This window comes from Alteromonas halophila, assembly GCF_014651815.1.
Taxonomy (GTDB): domain Bacteria; phylum Pseudomonadota; class Gammaproteobacteria; order Enterobacterales; family Alteromonadaceae; genus Alteromonas; species Alteromonas halophila.
The window spans coordinates 155,218-175,634 of record NZ_BMXP01000002.1 but is presented as its reverse complement, the minus strand read 5'-3'; the positions used below and the strand labels follow the sequence as shown (position 1 = coordinate 175,634).

General features: G+C 51.2%; 18 protein-coding genes and 1 pseudogene. 13 read left to right on the top strand and 6 right to left on the bottom strand.

Features of this window, described 5'->3' with window-relative positions; all coding sequences use genetic code 11:
* Nucleotides 1-111: 111 nt before the first annotated feature.
* The 3 genes from yghU to IE054_RS04785 form a co-directional block, all read right to left on the bottom strand.
* Nucleotides 112-972 (bottom strand): glutathione-dependent disulfide-bond oxidoreductase, encoded by an 861-nt coding sequence (gene yghU / locus IE054_RS04795; RefSeq protein WP_189403947.1) that lies wholly within the window; start codon nt 970-972, stop codon nt 112-114.
* Nucleotides 973-1,477: 505 nt separating this feature from the next.
* A complete protein-coding gene (locus IE054_RS04790; protein ID WP_189403946.1) occupies nt 1,478-3,169 on the bottom strand; it encodes an NAD-dependent malic enzyme in 1,692 nt (563 codons plus the stop codon).
* Nucleotides 3,170-3,256: 87 nt separating this feature from the next.
* A complete protein-coding gene (locus tag IE054_RS04785) occupies nt 3,257-5,911 on the bottom strand; it encodes a penicillin-binding protein 1A (protein WP_189403945.1) in 2,655 nt (884 codons plus the stop codon).
* Between the two features lie 143 nt (nt 5,912-6,054).
* On the opposite strand from IE054_RS04785, the gene pilM reads away from it, so the two are divergent.
* The 10 genes from pilM (at nt 6,055) to IE054_RS04735 (ending at nt 16,232) form a co-directional block, all read left to right on the top strand.
* Nucleotides 6,055-7,119: a type IV pilus assembly protein PilM gene (pilM, locus tag IE054_RS04780; protein WP_189403944.1), complete on the top strand. Its 1,065-nt coding sequence runs from the start codon at nt 6,055-6,057 to the stop codon at nt 7,117-7,119.
* Nucleotides 7,107-7,694 carry a PilN domain-containing protein gene (locus IE054_RS04775; RefSeq protein WP_189403943.1) on the top strand — a complete coding sequence of 196 codons (588 nt, stop codon included), beginning with the start codon at nt 7,107-7,109 and terminating at the stop codon, nt 7,692-7,694. The genes pilM and IE054_RS04775 overlap by 13 nt, the downstream gene beginning before the upstream one ends.
* Nucleotides 7,691-8,308, top strand: coding sequence for a type IV pilus inner membrane component PilO (locus IE054_RS04770; RefSeq protein WP_189403942.1), 618 nt, complete (start codon nt 7,691-7,693; stop codon nt 8,306-8,308). The genes IE054_RS04775 and IE054_RS04770 overlap by 4 nt, the downstream gene beginning before the upstream one ends.
* The gene (locus IE054_RS04765) at nt 8,305-8,850 is read left to right on the top strand and encodes a pilus assembly protein PilP (RefSeq protein ID WP_189403941.1); all 546 of its coding nucleotides are present in this window, start codon (nt 8,305-8,307) and stop codon (nt 8,848-8,850) included. Before IE054_RS04770 ends, IE054_RS04765 begins: the two co-directional genes overlap by 4 nt.
* Complete coding sequence (locus tag IE054_RS04760; protein WP_189403940.1) at nt 8,843-10,615, top strand: type IV pilus secretin PilQ; 1,773 nt, start codon at nt 8,843-8,845, stop codon at nt 10,613-10,615. The genes IE054_RS04765 and IE054_RS04760 overlap by 8 nt, the downstream gene beginning before the upstream one ends.
* A 469-nt stretch (nt 10,616-11,084) precedes the next feature.
* A complete protein-coding gene (gene aroK, locus IE054_RS04755) occupies nt 11,085-11,603 on the top strand; it encodes a shikimate kinase AroK (protein WP_189403939.1) in 519 nt (172 codons plus the stop codon).
* A gap of 19 nt (nt 11,604-11,622) precedes the next feature.
* Nucleotides 11,623-12,696, top strand: a complete 1,074-nt coding sequence (aroB, locus tag IE054_RS04750) for a 3-dehydroquinate synthase (protein WP_189403938.1) — start codon at nt 11,623-11,625, stop codon at nt 12,694-12,696.
* A gap of 26 nt (nt 12,697-12,722) precedes the next feature.
* Nucleotides 12,723-14,192 carry an SPOR domain-containing protein gene (locus IE054_RS04745; protein ID WP_189403937.1) on the top strand — a complete coding sequence of 490 codons (1,470 nt, stop codon included), beginning with the start codon at nt 12,723-12,725 and terminating at the stop codon, nt 14,190-14,192.
* A gap of 303 nt (nt 14,193-14,495) precedes the next feature.
* Nucleotides 14,496-15,044, top strand: a complete 549-nt coding sequence (gene gloA / locus IE054_RS04740) for a lactoylglutathione lyase (RefSeq protein WP_189403936.1) — start codon at nt 14,496-14,498, stop codon at nt 15,042-15,044.
* 273 nt (nt 15,045-15,317) lie between these two features.
* On the top strand, nt 15,318-16,232 hold the full coding sequence (locus IE054_RS04735) for a Dam family site-specific DNA-(adenine-N6)-methyltransferase (RefSeq protein ID WP_189403935.1): 915 nt from the start codon (nt 15,318-15,320) through the stop codon (nt 16,230-16,232).
* Here the strand turns inward: IE054_RS04735 and IE054_RS04730 are convergent.
* From IE054_RS04730 to IE054_RS04720, 3 genes are all read right to left on the bottom strand, one after another.
* Nucleotides 16,219-16,440 (bottom strand): DUF2970 domain-containing protein, encoded by a 222-nt coding sequence (locus IE054_RS04730; RefSeq protein ID WP_229805007.1) that lies wholly within the window; start codon nt 16,438-16,440, stop codon nt 16,219-16,221. The genes IE054_RS04735 and IE054_RS04730 overlap by 14 nt on opposite strands.
* The gene (locus tag IE054_RS04725; RefSeq protein ID WP_189403934.1) at nt 16,418-16,720 is read right to left on the bottom strand and encodes a hypothetical protein; all 303 of its coding nucleotides are present in this window, start codon (nt 16,718-16,720) and stop codon (nt 16,418-16,420) included. The genes IE054_RS04730 and IE054_RS04725 overlap by 23 nt, the downstream gene beginning before the upstream one ends.
* Before the next feature lie 188 nt (nt 16,721-16,908).
* Nucleotides 16,909-17,640 carry a TorF family putative porin gene (locus tag IE054_RS04720; RefSeq protein WP_189403933.1) on the bottom strand — a complete coding sequence of 244 codons (732 nt, stop codon included), beginning with the start codon at nt 17,638-17,640 and terminating at the stop codon, nt 16,909-16,911.
* A 351-nt stretch (nt 17,641-17,991) separates the two neighbouring features.
* On the opposite strand from IE054_RS04720, the gene rpe reads away from it, so the two are divergent.
* The 3 genes and pseudogenes from rpe to IE054_RS04705 all read left to right on the top strand — a co-directional run bounded on the left by rpe (nt 17,992) and on the right by IE054_RS04705 (nt 20,307).
* Nucleotides 17,992-18,669: a ribulose-phosphate 3-epimerase gene (gene rpe / locus IE054_RS04715; protein WP_189403932.1), complete on the top strand. Its 678-nt coding sequence runs from the start codon at nt 17,992-17,994 to the stop codon at nt 18,667-18,669.
* A 36-nt stretch (nt 18,670-18,705) separates the two neighbouring features.
* A pseudogene (gene trpS, locus IE054_RS04710) lies at nt 18,706-19,681 on the top strand (tryptophan--tRNA ligase).
* 29 nt (nt 19,682-19,710) lie between these two features.
* Complete coding sequence (locus IE054_RS04705) at nt 19,711-20,307, top strand: anthranilate synthase component II (protein WP_189403931.1); 597 nt, start codon at nt 19,711-19,713, stop codon at nt 20,305-20,307.
* Nucleotides 20,308-20,417 lie beyond the last annotated feature (110 nt).

Below are 20,417 nucleotides of genomic sequence, written 5' to 3'. Positions count from 1 at the left end.
AGGGGGCGGTATCGTCTGTGAGGTCTTCTGCAGCAGGGATGCTGCAGCAGAGCCTCCAGGGATGGATTTACGGCGTACCGAACCGGCGATACCGCCCCCTCTGGCGCAAAACTAGCCTGCGTCGGCGAGTGCCTTATCGATATCCTCGGCACTGTGCCGGTTTTCCAGCTGGCCGTCATCACCCCAGGTGCGATTGACGATGCGCCCCCGTTTCACAGCGTCACGGGCATCAATGGCTTTCGCCCAGCGCATGACGTGTTTGTATTGATGAACCTGCAGGAAGGTTTCTGCATCATACAGGCGCCCCAAAACCAGGTTGCCGTACCAGGGCCAGATTGCAATATCGGCAATAGAGTATTCATCGCCCGCCATGTATGTATGCGTAGCAAGGTGCTTATCCAGCACATCCAGTTGTCGCTTCGTTTCCATCGTAAAGCGGTTAATCGGATACTCCATTGGATAAGGTGCATAGTTGTAGAAATGGCCAAAGCCACCGCCCAGAAAGGGCGCAGAGCCTACCTGCCAGAACAGCCAGTGACGACACTTGGCTCTGGCGTGCGGCTCATCGGGGATAAGCTTTTCAAATTTTTCTGCCAGATACTGCAGAATTGCGCCTGACTCAAATAAGGTCAGTGCAGGAGAGACACTGTTGTCCACCATGGCCGGAATTTTCGAGTTGGGGTTCACTTCAACAAAACCCGATGTAAATTGCTCACCCTCACCGATATTAACCAGCCAGGCATCGTATTCTGCCGCGTCTACGCCAGCAGCCAGCAATTCTTCTAACATGATCGTGACTTTTTGTCCGTTTGGAGTTGCCAGCGAGTACAGTTGTAAGTCGTGCTCTCCGACCGGCAACGCTTTTTCTTCGCGGGCTCCTGCTTCAGGACGGTTGATGGAAGAAAATTTACTGCCGTCTTCTTTTTCCCATGTCCAGATGTCTGGTGGGGTATACTGATTGTCATCGCTCATAGTCACTCCGGTGTGTTTGGCAAAGTTTAGGGATCTTCCCTGGCATTTAATTAGCAATGAAAGACAAGTTAGATCATAACCGCAAGGGTAAACGAGACAGATAGCGCACTGGCGGTGTTTAGTGCCATACTGGAATGGCATTCCACAAAGAAAAGGCGGACAGTCCCTTGCCCGCAAAGCATGAAGAATGGTTAGGAAAAACCATGTTGCACTATGTTTAATACAACTCTCATGCCAGATATGAATAACTATTATATTTCAATGACTTAAAATATAATTAAGGTTATCGTTTGCGATATCCCTCTGGAAATGTTGCAAACCGGCGACAGATTTCAGTGTAATAATGGGGGACGGGAACAGGACGTGTTCGTCAATGTGTCAGAACGCAGGGGATGCAGGGAACAGCATATGATGGCATAAACTGGCGGTGTCTGATGCTTTTATCAGACATACCCCGTAAAACACTATATGTATTAGTGCCTTACGAGGTTATTCGACGTGCTTATCAGATACTGACACGCTTATAAGGACGGTATTCGGGCTCCCAGAAGTGGCGTTCAATAGCATCGCGCAGCGATTCATCGCTCATTTCTAACGCCAGATTCTGCTCCATCGCGACCTTACCTACCGCGTACGCGATTTCTTTGCTGAGGTTGGCTATCCCTGCCAGCGGCGGCAGCAGTGCGCCAGTGCCGGTATTTGCCAGCGGCGAGGCGTTTGCCAGCGCCGTACTGGCGGCCATCAGCATTTCATCACTGATACGTTTTGCCTTTGCAGCCACTACCCCCAGTCCGATACCAGGGAAAATATACGCGTTATTGCACTGTGCAATGGGATAGATGGTCTCTTCGTATTCTACCGGTTTAAACGGACTTCCTGTGGCGATAATAACATTGCCTTCTGTCCATTCGATGACCTGCTCCGGTCGCGCTTCAACCTGACGGGACGGGTTACTCAACGGAAAAATAATGGGCGTTTCACAATGCTGGTTCATGGCCCGCACAACCTGCTCGGTAAACAGTCCTGGCTGCCCGGAAACTCCGATCAGAATATCGGGTTTGGCGCAGTGCACCACGTCCAGTAACGATGGGTAATCACCGCTATAGCTCCACTGCGCCAGGTCATCTTTGGTTTGCCACAATCTTTGCTGGAAATCACGCAGGCCTTCCATACCTTCGGTAAGCAACCCAAAGCGGTCCACCATAAACACCTGACGACGCGCTTCGGTGTCGCTGAGCCCTTCATGGGTCATTTGCTGTACCAGCATCTCGGCAATACCACAGCCTGCCGAGCCCGCGCCAACAAACACCACTTTCATATCCGACAATTTCTGGGAGCGCATCCGGCATGCCGCCAGAATAGTACCCAGTGTCACTGCAGCAGTGCCCTGTATGTCATCGTTGAAACAACAGACATCATCGCGGTAGCGATTGAGCAGCGGCATCGCATTCGGCTGCGCAAAGTCTTCAAACTGGATCATGACATCAGGCCAGCGACGTTTAACGGCTTTGACGAACATGTCGACAAACTCGTCATACTCGTCCTGACTGATTCGCGGATGCCGGGCTCCCATGTACATGGGATCATTGAGCAGTTTTTCGTTGTTGGTGCCCACATCCAGCATAACTGGCAATGTATACGCCGGGCTGATACCACCACATGCGGTATACAGTGACAACTTACCAATCGGGATGCCCATGCCACCGATGCCCTGATCGCCCAGTCCAAGGATGCGCTCGCCGTCGGTAACGACAATCACCTTGACCTTGCGTTTCGTCGCATTACGCACGATATCATCAAGCTGGTGTCGCTCTTCCCAGGACACGAACAGTCCTCGTGAACTGCGATAAATGTCTGAAAACTGCTCACAGGCATCACCTACCGTGGGCGTATAAATAATCGGCATCATTTCATCGATATGCTTTTGCACAAGACGGTAGAACAACGTTTCGTTGTTATCCTGAATTGCTCGCAGATAGATATGCTTATTCAGCGCATCACCAAAACTGCTGTATTGCATGTACGCCCGCTCTACCTGTTCTTCAATGGTCTCATAGCGTGGCGGAAGCAAGCCGGTTAAATTAAACGCGGTGCGCTCTCTGGCTGTAAACGCACTGCCCTTGTTGAGAAGCGGCGTTTCCAGCAATGATGGTCCTGAGTGCGGGATGTAAAGATACCGGTTTGAATCGTCAGACATTAGGTTTCCGATTATTGTAATTTAGACAAATAAAGCCCGTAGCCAGTGGAGTGTGACTGCAACAGGCGGCAAAGCCGCCCGTCACGGTTAAAATATTTCTTCTGGCTCTGGGGTAGTAGTATCGTCCTGCGAAGCCGGATCAACAACCTCATCGTCACGCACATAGACCGTCGGCTCCGTGCCTTGCAGGAAATATTCAAATAGTGTCGTATGGTCTGTACGCCGGGTCAACTTACCACTGGTACGATCAATTCGGACCCGCACAATATCGTCAGGCACGGCGACAGGTGAATGAGGCTTGCCGTCCAGCGCGTCCTGCATAAACCGGATCCACGCCGGTCCCGCCGCTTTCGCGCCATCTTCACCACCAATCATGGCATTACCAATCCAGTTGAATTTTTCCGGGTTACGGTTAATCAGGTTCTGATTGCGCGTTGCCCTGCCTAACTGTCGGCCCATGTCGTCAAAACCTACCCAGGCCGTGGTGACCAGGTCCCGATGAAAGCCGCTAAACCAGGTATCACGGGAATCATTAGTGGTTCCGGTTTTGCCGTGAATATCAGTCCGCTGTAACAGGTTTCTGGCACGCCAGCCGGTGCCGAGCCAATAGGTTTTATTATTCCAGCTGCCATTCGCCCTTACCGCTGTGCGCATCATTTCAGCGACTAAAAACGCATTTTGCGACGTTATCACCTGTGGTGCCGACCGCTTAACTTCAGGTTCGCTCGGCAAACCACTGCCATTTTCATCCAGTTGTTCGGCCAGCAGGCGTTCTATATCCGCATCGGCATCAGATTCGTCATCGTCATTACAGGGATTGCAGGCCCACACTGGCTCTGTTTCCCACAGCACTTCATTATTCTCGTTTAACACCTTATCGATGTAATGTGGCGTAACCAGATAGCCACCATTGGCGATCACTGAAAAGCCACGCACGACCTCCAGTGGTGTATGGGAACTGGATCCCAGCGATACCGTTTCATCGAGTGGAATATCTTCGCGGTTAAATCCAAACTTAGCGATGTGCTCGACCGTTTGTTCCAGTCCAACCCCCCGCAGGAGCCTGACCGAAACCACGTTTTTTGATTTACCCAGTGCTTTGCGCATACGAATGGGCCCATCGTATTCCGGTGGTGAGTTCTGGGGTCGCCAGGCAGTACCGGACGCCTCATCCCAGTGATTTATGGGTGCGTCGTTAACGATAGAGGCCAGGGTATAGCCGTTTTCCAGCGCAGCGGAATACACAAACGGTTTGATATTTGATCCGACCTGACGTTTTGCCTGAGTCGCTCGGTTAAACTGGCTTTCATAGAAGCTGTATCCTCCCACCACAGCCTCGACTGCGCCGTTTTGCGGATTAAGGGAGATAAGCGCACCACTGACCTGCGGCAACTGTGCCAGGCGCCACTGACCGTCCTGTTCGCGGATGTAAACAATCGCGCCTTCACTGACAATATCGCTGGCCACCTCAGGCTCTTCGCCCTGGCGGTTATCGGTGATATAAGCGCGCGCCCAGTCCAGCCCTTCCCAGGGAATGTCTCGCGTCCTGCCAGTTGCATCCAGCACGGATATTTGCTTCTGTGCCACAGCGGTTACCACCACGGGCACCAGCGGTGAGTACGCTGGTACGTCGGCCAGTGCGTCAATGATATCCTGCGTTGCCGGTATTGTGTCTGCTTCGTCGCGTTGCAACGCGTCGTCACTTTGCGCTTGTTGCTGTGTCGCAGCGCTTTCTTCAGTTTGTTCCTCGTCAGCCTCGGGCTGATTCCACAGATAACCCAACGGCCCGCGATATCCGTGGCGCTCATCATAATCATGAAGATTCCGGACAACGGCGTCCTGTGCAGCGAGCTGACGTTCTGAGGTCGCCGTGGCATACACCTGGTAGCCACCGGTTTCCGCCTCTTCCTTGCCGTAGATTTCGACCATCTCACTGTAAATTAGATCGGCCAGATACGGCGCATCCACCTCAATTTCCGCACCGTGTTTGCGCGCCGTCACCGGCGCGGACGCGGCCTGCTGCTGTTGTTCAGCGGTGATGTAACCTTCATCTCGCATGCGCAGTAACACCACTTTACGACGCTCAACAGAGGCCTCAGGTCCACTGATCGGGTTAAGCACTGAGGGCGCTTTTGGCAATCCGGAAATGGTGGCAATTTGCGCCAGTGTCAGGTCGTTCAGCGTGGTGCCATAATAAACCTGCGCGGCCGCGCCAAAGCCAAATGACCGATGTCCCAGTTCTATTTTATTCAGGTAAAGTTCAAGGATCTCGTCTTTTGTCAGTACCTGCTCCATGTGCCAGGCGATAAAAATTTCTTTAATTTTGCGGATATAGGTTTTTTCGCGGGTAAGGAAAAAGCCTCGCGCCAGTTGCATGGTCAGCGTGCTGGCGCCCTGTCGCTTTTCACCGGTCACCAGTAAACTCAGGGCTGCACGTCCAATACCAATCGGGTCGATACCATTGTGTTCATAGAACCGGCTGTCCTCCGTCGCCAGCACCGCCTGGATAAGCTCGACCGGCACGTCCTCAAGTTTTACCGGGATCCGCCGTTTAACTCCATACTGAGAGATCAGTTTTCCGTCCTGCGTATAAATACGCATGGGTGTTTGCAAGCGTACATCCTTCAGGACAGTGACACTGGGCAGCTCGGGTTTGATATAAAAATAAATACCTACCAGCGTCGCGCTTCCAAGCACGGCACCGAGTAAAATTAACAAAATGAGGGGTTTAAAGTACTTCACGGAATCAGATTACCAAGGCAACATTGCCGATTATGACGTATATTTTCATACGTATGTGTTTTTAGTGGAACCCTATTAAGGCAAAAAGTTTTGTAACATCTTATGGTAGATATAAAGCAACCAATTAACCTGGACACCAGCAAATGAAGTCGCTGTTCGCAAAAAAGCTGCCGACTATTGTGGGCTTAGACATAGGCACGCGTCAAATAAAAGCCGTGTGGCTTGAACAGTCTGGAGACAAGTATGTGCTCCAGGGCATTGCCTGTGAGTCCATCAATAAGACTGCATTCTCTGAGCGGGAAATTAAAGACTATGAAGCCATTAGTCTCGCCCTAAAGAAAATTCGCAATGTGCTCAAGACCAAGCTTAAGCTTGTGAACGTTGCTGTAGCTGGTACGTCTGTTATCAGTAAAGTGGTTTATATGGACCCCGATCAAAATGACTTTGAGCTTGAAAGCCAGATAGAAATTGAAGCAGACAGCCTGATCCCCTACCCGCTGGAAGAGGTTTACCTTGATTTTGAAGAGCTGGGCGAAAGCGCCACACACACCGGCAAAGTTGATGTGTTGCTGACCGCGGCACACAAAGATATGGTAGACGGGCGGCTGCTGCTGGCACGCGAAGCGAACTTCGAGCCTAAAATTGTCGATGTCGAAGGTTATGCACTGGGCAATGCCATAGATTTCTTTCATGAGCACCAGCAGGAAGAACGGGTTTGCTGTCTGAATATCGGTGCATCGTTGTTGCAGGTGTGCGTATGGGAAAACGGCAAGGTCGTGTATACCAAAGAACACGCGTTTGGCCTTAATGCACTTATCAGTGATTTGGCTGCAATACATATGGTCGATGTTGAAGATGCCGAGCGTCAGTTACTGAACAATGAACTCCCCAGCAACTGGGTTGATGACACGCTGCCTATTTTTGCAGCGAATCTGCAACAGCATATCAACCGGGCACTGCAAATGTTTATGACGTCCAACCATGCCGAACAACCCAAGAAATTATTGCTGAGTGGCGGTGCTGCCACTATCGCACCTCTGGTTGATATTCTGCGACAGGACCTGAACACTGAGATCGAAGTGCTAAACCCTTTCAGCAACATGGAAATTAATCCCAAACTGGACCAACAACGCGTGAACGAATTAGCGCCGCAACTGGCCATTGCTGCGGGTCTGGCAAGCAGGAGTTTTGTCTCATGGCACATATAAACCTGCTGCCCTGGCGGGAACAGCAACGCCAGTTCGATAAAAAACAATATCTGGGCGGACTGGCCGCGGTGGCGGCTATCGTTGGCCTGATTTTCTGGTTTATCGGACAGGCTATCGATCAGCGTATCAGCAACCAGAAATCAAGAAACGCCTACCTGGATTCAGAGATTGTCACGCTGGATGCACAAATCGCTGAAATTCAGAAAATAAAGGAAAACAAGAGCGCCATTGAGCAACGAATGGCCCTGATTGAACAACTTCAGGCCAGCCGCAATGTGTCGCCCGTTATCTTTGACGAACTGGCGAAGATCGTTCCGCCAGGTGTCTCATTCCGCTCTATGCGCCGGACTGGCAACATCATTGAAGTAGAAGGGATAAGTGATTCAAATAACCGTCTGTCAGACTTTATGCGCAAACTGGAGTCTTCCGACGTGTTTACCAGTGGTGATTTGTCGTCAATTGTCGCCGACCCGGACGGTGACCAGGCAATCAGCGAGTACACCATTACGTTTAGAATCAGTCCAAAGGTCGCACCGTTAAGCGCTGGTAGCCAGCAAGAGGGGGAGCAGCAATGAAGTTTGATGTTGCCAAACTCAAAGAACTCAATGAACTGGATTTTGAGCAGGTTGCGGTATGGCCGCACGAAGTTAAAATTGTTGTGGGTGCCTTTGTTGCCATATTGGTGGGGGCGCTTAGCTATTACTTTATAGTCAGTCCCAAGCTGCCCGTTTTGGAAAAAGCTGAAGCACAGGAGCAGGAACTTAAACGTCAGTTTGAAGCGAAATACCGCATTGCCGTGAACCTCACTGCGTATGAAGAGCAACTGGCGCGGATTGAAAAAGATTTCTCGTCGATGCTAAAAAGTCTGCCCACCAGCAATGAAACACCTGGACTGCTCGATGACATTACCTACGTGGGGACGTCTTCCGGGCTGAACTTCAAAATGCTTAACTGGCAAAAAGAAGTGCCAAAGGAATTCTATACCGAACTGCCCATTGAGATGGAGGTCGCCGGTGGCTACCATAATGTTGGTGAGTTCATGTCTAAAGTGGCTGATTTACCTCGCATTGTGACTCTCCATGATTTTTCAATTGAGGGAGAAAAAGGTAGTCTGCAGTTGCAGCTTCAGGCAAAAACCTATCGCGCTGCTGGCAGTGGTAATGTGCAAACGGCGGAGGACGACCAATGAGTTTACTTCGTCACGTGGCCGTTATCGCCATGACAGGTGCGATAATGGCGTGTTCGCCACAGTTAAGTGATCTGCGGGCGTATACTGACCAGATTAAACAACAAACCCAGGTCAATATCGAACCCTATCCTGAGTTTGAGCAGCAACCAGCGTTTGCATATACCGCATCGGATTTACGTAGCCCGTTTGTGCGCCCGAAAGAAAAAACTGCGCCTGTTAATGTGCAGGCTCAGGCCAATTGTCTGCAACCAGACTACAACAGGCAGAAGCAAAAACTGGAGGGCTATGGATTGGATGCACTGCGACTTAACGGCAGTTTTGAGACCAGAGGCACACGGTATGTGCTGTTTAGATCGAATGACGGACAACTGCACAAGGCCACGATGGGAAGCAGAATCGGTTTGTTTTACGGCAAAATTATTGCGATTGGTGATACGTCGGTGACAATAGAGCAACTTCTTCCGGACGGGGCAGGTTGCTGGCAACGCAAGGAAACTACGTTGACGGTTGCCTCGTCGACAGGAGAAAACGAGAATGTCTGAGCGATTTATATTCAATAAGAAACTGAATAAAAACGGACGCAAATGGTACTGGCTGGGCGGCACATTGCTGGCACTGGTTTTGTTCAATGTTGTGGCGACCCCGGTGTCAGCACAATCCGACGAAGCCGCGCTGTATGATCCGGCTGACAGTGAAACCGCCTTCGCCACAACCCTGACCAATATTGACTTCACCCGAGAGGCCAATGATACCGCCGTCACCCTCATCTCGCTGGACAATGACAGTGTGGATCCTCAGCTAATTGAGTCGCAGGGCGAATTAACGGTAACGTTGCCCGATACCCGCCTCGATGATGATCAGCTTGTAGAGCTGGATGTAGTGCAGTTTGCAACCCCCGTATCATCGATTGAAACCTTTCAGGATGAAAAGGCCACGCGTATTGTGCTGCGTTATGAAGGGCAGGTTTATGCGCGTCATAACCTGCAGGACAACATTCTGCGCATTGAAGTAGAGCCAATGAGCAAGGATGAAGAAGCACAACTGGAAGAACAATCAAAGTATACCGGCGATCCTATCTCACTGGACTTCCAGGATGTGCCGGTCCGTCAGGTTCTGCAAATTATCGCACAGGTGAATGGTTTTAACCTGGTCACTACTGACACGGTAAGTGGCAATGTCACCATCAGCCTGACCGGCGTACCCTGGGATCAGGCGCTGGATATGATCCTGAAAGTTAAAGGTCTGGACAAGCGCCTGGACGGCAATATTCTGCTGGTCGCCCCAGCCGATGAACTGGCCGAGCGTGAAACACAACAGCTGCAGTCTAAAAAGCAGGTGGCCGACCTGGCCCCGCTGCGCACTGTAAACATCACTGTTAACTATGCGAAAGCGGCAGAACTGGCCTCGATTCTAAAGTCACAGGAAGGCGGCATTCTGTCTGATCGTGGTTCAGTCACGGTGGATGAACGAACCAATACATTGCTTGTCCGCGATAACCTGGAGTCGATAGACGAAGCGCGCGATATGATTGAAGCCCTGGATGTGCCGGTAAAACAGGTGCTGATTGAGAGCCGCATGGTAACGGTACTGGATAATGTGGATGAACAGCTCGGCGTACGCTGGGGCTTCAGTGACCGTCAGGACAATGATGGCGTGTCTGGTTCGCTTGAAGGTGCGGACAGTATCGCCGGTGGTGTGCTTCCGGAGATTGGCGACCGTCTTAATGTAAACCTGCCTGTTCAGTCTGCAGCCGGATCGATTGGCTTTCAGGTCGCTTCTCTGGTCGACGGTACGATTCTGGATTTAGAACTGTCGGCGCTGGAGTCTGAGAATAAGGGTGAGATCATTGCCAGCCCACGGATCACCGTCGCCAACCAACAGGAAGCCTATATTGAGCAGGGTACAGAAATTCCCTATGTTCAGGCGACATCCAGTGGCGCCACGTCGGTAGAATTTAAAAAGGCTGTATTAAGCCTTAAAGTAACACCGCATATCACCCCGGATAACCGCATCATTCTTGATCTGGTAGTGACTCAGGATACCCGCGGTGAGACCGTAAGTACCTCTACCGGTGACGCGGTGGCCATTGATACCCAGGAAATTAAAACCCAGGTGCTCGTTGAAAATGGTGAAACTGTGGTGTTAGGCGGTATATTCCAGCAAACCAGTTCTGATGATGTCACTAAGGTGCCGCTGTTCGGCGACCTCCCTGTGGTCGGTGCCTTGTTTCGCTCGACAGGTCAATTACAGCAAAAGCGTGAGTTACTGATTTTTGTCACGCCGAAAGTGGTAACCGAAAAGCTGTAGCGCAATCGCTTAAGTGCCTGGGGATTAGCCCGCGAAACCTGCCTTGCGACTACGCACGTCAGGATTCGCTGAGTAATGGTAGACCTGTACGCATCCTGTTTGGTGTTTAACTATATAAATTGCACATTCACACACGAAACAACGGCAAACCAGAAATACAGATGGTTTGCCGTTTTCGTTTGTCGCAGTCGGCTTTTCACACACCCCGACGCGTCGCCTGCACGTTTCCCATGTCGATAACACTGTTTTTACGCTGAGGCGATCAGATCCGCAAATAAACGGGTATAAAGCGATTCTTTCAACAAAACTTGCATCAGATTACAGTAAACTGAGATAATCCCGCTCTCGAAATTTTAGCGAGGTTTAAGGAGTGGTGCTTATTGGAAAGAAAATAGGCACAAATACATGGGTAGACGGGTAATACAACGAACACTACCCCTAACATTATAAAGTTGTGATTTAAGCGAATATGGCTGAAAAACGTAATATCTTTTTGGTTGGACCTATGGGGGCTGGCAAAAGCACCATTGGCAGACATCTGGCAGATGAACTTCACCTTGAGTTTTTTGACTCCGATCAGGAAATCGAACGCCGTACCGGCGCTGATATCGCCTGGATTTTTGATTTAGAAGGTGAAGACGGTTTCCGCAAACGCGAAGAAAATATCATCAATGAGCTGACAGACAAGCAAGGCATTGTACTGGCCACCGGTGGCGGCAGTGTCGTGAATAAAGCGGTACGTAATCGCTTGTCTGCACGTGGCATTGTTGTTTACCTGCAAACCACTATCGACAAGCAGGTTGCGCGAACTCAGCGGGATAAACGCCGTCCACTTCTGCAATCTGATAACCCGGAACAGGTACTGCGTGATCTTGCGGATGAACGCAATCCTATGTACGAAGAGGTGGCTGACTATATCATCGATACGGATGATCAGTCGGCACGCGCTGTCGCGAACCAAATCGTCAGTAAAATCGGAATTTTTTAGTATTTAAGGAGCTACGCGAATGGCCAACGTTACTGTGCAACTTCAAGAGCGTAGTTATCCCATTTACATAGAAGCCGGACTGCTTTCGCAGCCCGGCTTTTTTTCGCCCTACATAAAGGGGCCGCTGGCTGTCATCGTGACTAATCCGACTGTGGCCAGCCACTACCTTGATGACGCCATTGCCGCATGCGGTGACTGCCAGGTTGAAGTCATTGAAATTGATGACGGAGAACAGTACAAGTCACTCGACAGTTTTGAAACAATAATGACGCGCCTGCTGGAAATGAACGCGGCACGCGACACCACCCTGATTGCACTGGGCGGCGGCGTGATTGGCGATTTATGTGGCTTTGCTGCGGCGACCTTTCAGCGTGGGATTCCTTTTATCCAGGTACCCACGACTTTGCTTTCTCAGGTCGACAGTTCGGTTGGTGGTAAAACTGCGGTGAACCATCCACTGGGCAAAAATATGATTGGTGCGTTTTATCAACCGCAAGCCGTCATTATAGATACAGCAACACTTTCTACATTACCCGCACGCGAATTTGCTGCCGGCATGGCCGAAGTGATCAAATACGGCATCATTTACGATGCAGCGTTTTTTTCCTGGCTACAGAACAACAGCGATGCACTGCGTGAACTCGCACCCTCAGCCATTACCGCAACGATTCAGCGCTGCTGCGAAATTAAAGCCGAAGTGGTGGCTGTGGATGAGCGGGAAGGCGGGCTGCGCGCCATACTGAATCTGGGCCATACGTTCGGTCACGCCATTGAAGCTGAGCAGGGCTACGGAAACTGGCTGCATGGCGAGGCCGTGTCCGCAGGCATGGTATTTGCGTGTAAAACCGCTGAGCAACTCTCTATGTTGTCAGCGTCAGAAACCCGTCAGGTCCGTGCGCTGTTGCAGGCGTTCTCATTGCCTGTTGACGGACCTTCGACCATGACCAAAGACGACTACGTCAAACATATGAAGCACGACAAAAAAGTTGCTGGCGGGCGCATACGCTTTGTGATCCCAGAGCGAATTGGGAAGGCCATCGTCACTGACAGCGTGAATGACGAGACCCTCACCGCGGTGCTATCCCCACAGTAACCGCATAACGTGTTCCGCGAGGGCCCATGCAAAACGAACTGCATGACAGACTGGAGTATTTGGTTAACTATTCCTCCCAACTGATTTTTGTCAGCGGGGATTCTATTGCCAATCAGCAGCGCACGCTGGAAACCTTCGTTTATCAACAACATGACGATACCGAAATTGCATACCTGACGGCTGACGCGGAAATGGACATTTCCGATTACCGCCGTCAGCTCTGTCGGCAACTGCTCGGTCAGGTTGTCGGCAGCTTTGTGCGCCCGCTGAATGAGTTACTGTCAGAACTCAATACCCATGAAGGGCCAGTGATGATTGCGCTCACTCAGGCACAGCACATGCCTGACGCGCTGTTACAGGAATTGTGGGATCTGGTATTACAAAGTCGCTTTGCCGGCAACAAACAACACCTGAATGTGTTGCTGTTTGGGGAGTCGGCCTGGGCTGAACGCGCCAAGCAATGGTTGCCTTCCAAGAATACCGATACCCCCCTGCTCATCTCCAGTCAGTCCGTACACACTGAGCCAGGCGGGTCTGAGCTTGATCGTCTGATTGCCAGGCGCAGAGAGGAATTTCAGGCGCACCTGGCAAACCGTGCATCGCAATCCTCCTTACCGACATTGAACCGGGTATCATCACGCTGGTTTATTGCACTAATGGCCGTGATATTACTGGTCGTGTTCGGTGCGCTGGTAAACTGGCAGTATGGTCCGGAGATCCGTCAGCTTTTTGCACCCATTAAAACGCCCGCCGGGCAGGATAACAGCGTCGCGCCCGGCGATGCGTATTCAGAACTGTTAGATGAAGCGTCCGACGTTACGCCTGAGGGAACGGGTGAAAATAACCGCACTGCCGATGCCCTCGCCGCCCAACCTGATGCACTGGTCGCCAGCTGGCCCAGCTCTGCGAGTGAGGAAACACAGACCCACACCGCGGCTGAAGGTAAGGCTGCCTCACCGCAATCACAGCAACGAGAGGAAGATCTTCAGTCGTCGGTACCCCCCGTGTCAGAGACAGTCGAGGCTAAAAAAGATAACGACGGCGCAGTGACGCTCGCCAGTAAGGATGCGCCACGTGATCTCAATACTGTTTCTGAGAGTGAAGCGGTGACACCGCCAGTGCCAGAAACAGTGGTCGAAAATCCCGCCACACCCAGTCAGCCGGTGAATGAGACGAGCCGAACGTCACGGGCGAGTGAGCCTGAAATGTTGCTCGATAAGGTGCAGGCAGAAGATTTCTTTATCCAGATGGCAGGGCTGTCAGACAGGGCGCTGTTGGCGCAGTTTATCCGCGACAATCAGCTCACCGAACTTACCCATGTGTATCGCACGTATCGCTACGGTGGCGACTGGTTCGTGGTGCTTTTTCATCAACCCTTTGGCAATGCGCAACAAGCCAGGGCTGCGATGCGGCAGTTGCCAGATTATCAGGGGCGCGACAAGGCATTCGTCAAGGCCGGCACGCAAATTCTGGAGGAGCTGAATACCCTGCGCTAATGCTGCTTTCAGGCTTCACCGAAAGCACCGGTACGGCGGTTTTCACGCGCCTTTATGGCAGTGGAACGGGGCTTCGTTTGAATTTAATTGAACACTGACATGCGCACGTGTTTGACCCGTCTTGTCCATGTGGCGGTTAACCCGGCATGTGGCGCGTCTTCCTTTGTCTATGCCTGAGGGTGTTCAGCCATCGTTTGTGCTTGCGGTTCGCCAACGTTGTCATGCCTGACGCGGTTGCACTATGTGCCGATCGCCCCCATGGTACGTAACAACACACTGGTATTTAAAACGAGGAGTAAAATAGTGAGCCGACATTTCGATAAGGCCGAGGGTCTCTGTGAAGAAAAGGACAGTGCGACAGACGGGTTCGTTTTTAATCAGACCATGCTGCGGATTGCTGATCCGACACGGTCTCTGGACTTTTACACCCGCGTAATGGGCATGACATTGCTAAAACGCCTGGATTTCGCCGAAATGCGGTTTAGCCTTTATTTCCTCACTGCTGGCGAAGATTTTTCCGATATTGCTGACGAGCCTCAACAACGTATCCGCCAGACGTTTGGTCGCCCGGCAATGCTTGAACTCACCCATAACTGGGATGATACGGCGGACAATGCTGTCTACCACAATGGTAACAGTGAGCCTAAGGGCTTTGGTCATATCGGTTTTCACGTGCCCGATCTTGATGCTGCGTGCCAGCGATTTGAGCGCTTAGATGTCCCATTTCAGAAAAAGCCGGACGACGGTGCAATGAAAGGGATAGCGTTTATCAAAGATCCGGATGGCTACTGGATAGAAATATTCGATGCTGCACAGGTCAGTGCCGTGTGTGAGCCCCACCTTAAATCATAAGCCACGTGCATTACCGGACAGCTTCAGGCCGTGCAGGTACGATTGTGCGTACCTGCTTTGCCCGAAGGTAAGTGGCTGCCTGTCCGGCATTCTTCCCTAACGCCGTTATTGGCGGTTGTCGCGATCGGCCTTGGCAGATACAATCGAGCTTTGAGTTTAAGATCAGCGAATTTAGCGCGCAGTGATACGTGATACAGCACACCCTTGTGGATTAATACAATCCGCCCAGCAAAGGTCTTTGCCGCTTTCATTCTGTACGGACAGTAAACAGGCATGATGCAGAAAAAAAACCGGGCCTTTTTGAAGTGGGCCGGTGGCAAGTACAGTTTAGTAGAGCAAATCCAGGCGCGGCTTCCGCAGGCCAACAAACTCATCGAACCTTTTGTTGGCGCGGGTTCGGTATTTTTGAACACGCACTTTAAACGCTACCTGCTCAATGACATTAATCCCGACCTGATTAGCCTCTACTCACTGCTAAAAGCGCAGCCTGATGCCGTTATCAGCGAAACCGGCAAACTGTTTTGTGAAGCGAACAATGACGAGGCACGCTACTACGCGTTACGTGAAGAGTTTAATCAAACCAGCGACAGCTTTTACCGGGCGGTGCTGTTTGTATACCTTAATCGTCACGGCTACAACGGGCTTTGCCGTTACAGCCTTAGCGGGCGGTTCAATGTACCGTTTGGGCGTTACCGCCGCCCCTATTTTCCTGAACAGGAAATGTATACCTTTGCAGAAAAAGCCCAGCGCGCCACGTTTACCTGCCTGCCGTTTGAAAAGGTCTTCAGCCGGGCCCGTCGCGGAAACGTTATCTACTGCGACCCGCCCTACGCTCCCATCAGTAAAACTGCGGCGTTTACCAGTTATGCGGCGAAAGGATTTGGTCAGCCTGCTCAGGAAAAGCTGGCAGAACTGGCAGGGCGGGCAGCGAGACAGCGTGGTATTCCGGTACTCATTTCAAACCACGATCTGCCGCTCACCCGCTCACTCTACAAGGGGGCAGACTTCAGCATGCTGTCGGTGAAGCGGTCGATTAGTCAGAACGGTGCTAAGCGCCAGCCGGTTGATGAGATCCTGGCCTTTTTTCCGCCGATCAGTGAGCACATTTTAAATCAGCGGAAAAAGCAAAAGCGCGATAGGCAACTGGCACGCCTTGAGAAGATGCAAGCGACGCTTACCCGGGTATAATGGCGCTGACCAGCAGCATCAGGCCAATGACAAACAGAATAACGAACACCACACCCACCACAACATATCTGACAGCAGATACCTGAGTGAAGTCTCGCTTGTAATTTTTTTGACTCTGCACACCAAACGCACTGGCAAGGACGCTTCGGATGACGTCCAGTATACCGGGTGATGAGTCGTGCTGGTTACTGATTCGCCGAGGCGCCAAAATGCCCCCGTTTGTCGTCGTTGCTATATAGCAACTCCAGCAAATCCAGGAAATGAAATTGGTAGGAAACTGATTTACCGGCCAGCCATGAATACCAGCTTACGCCTGTCACGTCACCGTTACACTGCGGCTGTTCATCGCGGATCTGAATTGAGGTGCTGGTTTGCACATCCATTTGTGCCTGCCAGTGACATTCCGACGTGGTCTGCGGTACGGTCACAACCATGAACGCAGCTGCAATCACGCCTCCCGCTACTGAAAGCCTGATGTTTTTTCTCATCCTGAGTCTCCACCGCCGGTTAAAAACTAGGCATACATAATAACCTAAAATCGCGTGACCACAAGTACTAAGCATACAATTCAGGATCAGAAAAAATGCCTGTTCTTTTGTGCATTCCTAAAAAAACCACGTCTTGCCAGGCAACGACTCAGCAAGAACGTGGTTTAGTTTATGTGTTACGCGCCCTGTTACAGGTCGAAATCGACGCCATAGGATACGACAAACTTAATTTCGTCGTTGTCGTAGCCACCCATTGCGGCTGGCATGTCGCTGTCCATATCGGTGCCGGTCACAGCAAAGGTAAAACCATCTTTCGCTACTGATACCGCCCAGTCATTGTAGCTGTCGGTCAAACCATTAAACGCCTCTGCAAAGTCGCCTTCGTGGTGACCCACATGCAGGCCAATTTCCACACCACTTTCAAGCGGAATCGCATAATCCAGTGAAATATACGACGCTTCGGCGAAACCAAAGTCCTGACCGGGGCCTTCATCCGCTTCGGTATCCGCCAGCAGGAACAAAGTCGCACTAAAGTTCATGTAGCCAATCGAACCATAGATTTCTGAGAAGTCGAACTCTGCTTCTTTGTCATAGTTGTAGTACAGATACCCGACATCATAGGTAAAGTCACCTGCAGAGCCACTGTAACCAAAGTACAGATCATGTTCATAGGAATAGACATCGTCTGCACCATACTGAACATTAGAAGCCCACGTTCCGGCGTAAAAACCGCTCTCGTGCGCGTAATCAATACCACCCTGTACCGCGGCTTCGTTAGTCGTCTGCGTCAGTCCACGCCAGATATAGTTATTGGTCACGCTGACATTGGCCGATAATTCGGCACTTGCAGGAGCAGTTATCATCAGGCCAGACGAACCTAACGCCAGTGCCACAAGGGCTTTCTTAAACGTGCTTTTCATGTGTGTTCTCCAATTGTTCAAACTTGTTGTTTCTTGTGAAGTTTTTCTGTCTGTTCTTATTATTTGTGAATAGCTATACGCAAGCTTGATGCCCACCTCTGCCACATTGTGAAAAAATTTCAAAAATCGTTTATCTGGCTGTTTTTCAAACACTTTTAATTTTTCTGCGGCCGCCGGTTTCGCAGCTCGCCCTTTAACCGCCCGGTGAAGTTGCACCAAAAACAGGCGCTTTCCCCTTTTTGGCGCAGTCAAAGGCTGATAACGGTGCTTTTTAACTGCGGGAGATTTCGGTACACTGCGTGTCCACCCATTCTGCCCCGGCGGCAGCCCAGGCAACGTAAGGACAATTTCATGGGAAAACACTTGATTGCGCCCTCTATTCTGGCAGCCGACTTTGCCAGGCTGGGCGAGGAAGTTGATGCAGTTTTGCAGGCTGGCGCCGACATCATTCATTTTGATGTCATGGACAATCATTTTGTGCCCAACCTGACGTTCGGCCCTATGGTATGTGAGTCATTGCGTAACTATGGCATTACGGCGCCCATCGATGTGCACCTGATGGTAAAGCCGGTTGATGATTTGATTGATGCTTTCGCGAAGGCCGGTGCCTCCTACATTAGCTTTCACCCGGAAGCCTCAGACCACATAGATCGCTCATTGCAGCTGATCATAGACGCAGGCTGTAAGCCGGGCCTGGTCCTGAACCCGGCAACACCACTTAATTGTCTCGATCACGTGATGGACAAACTGCACCATATACTGCTGATGTCGGTAAACCCGGGTTTTGGCGGTCAGTCTTTCATTCCGTCAACAATCGATAAGATCCGTCAGGTGCGTCAGCGTATCCTTCAATCGGGCTACGATATCCGCATAGAGATTGACGGCGGTGTAAAAGTCGATAATATCCGCGAGGTTGCTGAGGCGGGGGCAGATATGTTCGTGGCCGGTTCTGCGATCTTCGGACAACCTAATTATCAGCAGGTGATTACTGCCATGCGTCAGCAACTGGCATCGCTTCACCAGGCATAACCTTAACGACTAACGTGAATTCACAGGTAAAATAACATGAGCAAGAAACCCGTTGTATTAAGTGGCTGTCAGCCTTCAGGACAACTCACCCTTGGTAACTATATGGGTGCGCTGAAGCAATGGGTTTCCATGCAGGATGATCACGACTGCTTGTACATGCTGGTTGACCTGCACGCGATTACCGTACGGCAGCAGCCAGAGAAATTACGCGAGGCCTGTCTCAATGGCCTTGCCCTGTATCTTGCCTGTGGCATTGACCCTGACAAGAGCACCTTATTTGTTCAATCTCATGTACCCGAGCATGCCCAACTGGCCTGGGTCCTGAACTGCTATGCGCAAATGGGTGAACTGAACCGGATGACGCAGTTTAAAGATAAGTCCGGCAATAATACCAACAACGTGAATGTCGGACTGTACGCCTATCCGGTGCTGCAGGCAGCCGATATTCTGATTTATCAGGCGACATCTGGAACTGACCCGCGACATTGCCACCCGCATGAACAACCTGTACGGCGATGTATTTCATTTGCCGGATCCGTTTATCCCCGAATTCGGCGCCCGCATTATGAGTCTGCAGGAGCCGGAAAAAAAGATGTCAAAATCGGATACCAACCCCAATAACTTTATCGGCCTGTTAGAGGAGCCGAAAAAGGTGGCGAAGAAAATAAAACGTGCGGTGACAGACTCTGACGAGCAGGCACGGATTTATTTTGACCGCAACGAAAAACCAGGCGTCTCCAATCTGTTGACCCTGCTGTCACTGGCAACCGGTAAATCTGTTGATGCACTGGTGCCGGAATATGAAGACAAAATGTACGGCCATCTTAAGGGCGATGTTGCCGATGCCGTGGTCGCGCTGATTGAACCTATTCAGCAAAAATTTCACACGCTGCGCGACGACCGTGCGTATCTCGACAGCGTAATGAAAGCTGGCGCCGAGCGCGCCTCAGAACGGGCGGCCAAAACATTGCGCAGCGTGTATGATGCTGTGGGGTTTGTTGCTCGGCCGTGATAAGCGTGCCGTCAGCGCAGGATTAAGCCGTGCTGTTACTGATAGACAACGTCGACTCATTCACACACAATCTTGCCCGCTATTTTATTGAGTTAGGGCAGGATGTGAAGGTAGTCCGCAATAATGCCATAAGTCTGGATGAGATAGCGGCATGTGATCCCGCGTACCTGGTTTTCTCGCCCGGCCCCTGCGCGCCTGACCAGGCAGGGATCACCCTGTCTGCTATTGCCCGCTTTGCCGGCAATATCCCTATTTTAGGTGTGTGTCTGGGCCATCAGGCCATTGGGCAGGCCTTTGGTGCAAACGTGGTCAGGGCGAAGGAAATTCTGCACGGTAAAACCTCAGCCATTTCCCACAGCAGGCAAGGTTTGTTTGCAGAACTGCCAACCCCCTTTACCGCTACCCGATATCATTCATTGCTGCTTGACGCTGACAGCATTCCCGACTGCCTGGCAGTTGATGCCTGGCATACCGATAAATTCGGCGACGCTGAAGTCATGGCGATCCGGCACAAAACGTTGCCTGTGTGGGGTGTTCAGTTTCACCCTGAGTCATTATTGACGGCTCATGGACATGCCCTGCTGGACAACTTTCTGCAGGCCGCCAGCGCTTTTCGTCAACCATAGCCTCAACGTCCTTGCCAATGTGCCAATAACCGACGTTCAGGGAAGATGCGAATATGCCCGTGCCTCTGCCGGGCATTGTTAGGATTTACTCAGCGGTTAAACGCACAACA

Coding starts and splice junctions, on each gene's coding strand:
- yghU (WP_189403947.1), bottom strand. CDS start 972: ATGAGCGATGACAATCAGTATACCCCACCAGACATCTGGACATGGGAA.
- IE054_RS04790 (WP_189403946.1), bottom strand. CDS start 3,169: ATGTCTGACGATTCAAACCGGTATCTTTACATCCCGCACTCAGGACCA.
- pilM (WP_189403944.1), top strand. CDS start 6,055: ATGAAGTCGCTGTTCGCAAAAAAGCTGCCGACTATTGTGGGCTTAGAC.
- IE054_RS04775 (WP_189403943.1), top strand. CDS start 7,107: ATGGCACATATAAACCTGCTGCCCTGGCGGGAACAGCAACGCCAGTTC.
- IE054_RS04770 (WP_189403942.1), top strand. CDS start 7,691: ATGAAGTTTGATGTTGCCAAACTCAAAGAACTCAATGAACTGGATTTT.
- IE054_RS04765 (WP_189403941.1), top strand. CDS start 8,305: ATGAGTTTACTTCGTCACGTGGCCGTTATCGCCATGACAGGTGCGATA.
- IE054_RS04760 (WP_189403940.1), top strand. CDS start 8,843: ATGTCTGAGCGATTTATATTCAATAAGAAACTGAATAAAAACGGACGC.
- aroK (WP_189403939.1), top strand. CDS start 11,085: ATGGCTGAAAAACGTAATATCTTTTTGGTTGGACCTATGGGGGCTGGC.
- aroB (WP_189403938.1), top strand. CDS start 11,623: ATGGCCAACGTTACTGTGCAACTTCAAGAGCGTAGTTATCCCATTTAC.
- IE054_RS04745 (WP_189403937.1), top strand. CDS start 12,723: ATGCAAAACGAACTGCATGACAGACTGGAGTATTTGGTTAACTATTCC.
- IE054_RS04735 (WP_189403935.1), top strand. CDS start 15,318: ATGATGCAGAAAAAAAACCGGGCCTTTTTGAAGTGGGCCGGTGGCAAG.
- IE054_RS04725 (WP_189403934.1), bottom strand. CDS start 16,720: ATGAGAAAAAACATCAGGCTTTCAGTAGCGGGAGGCGTGATTGCAGCT.
- IE054_RS04720 (WP_189403933.1), bottom strand. CDS start 17,640: ATGAAAAGCACGTTTAAGAAAGCCCTTGTGGCACTGGCGTTAGGTTCG.
- rpe (WP_189403932.1), top strand. CDS start 17,992: ATGGGAAAACACTTGATTGCGCCCTCTATTCTGGCAGCCGACTTTGCC.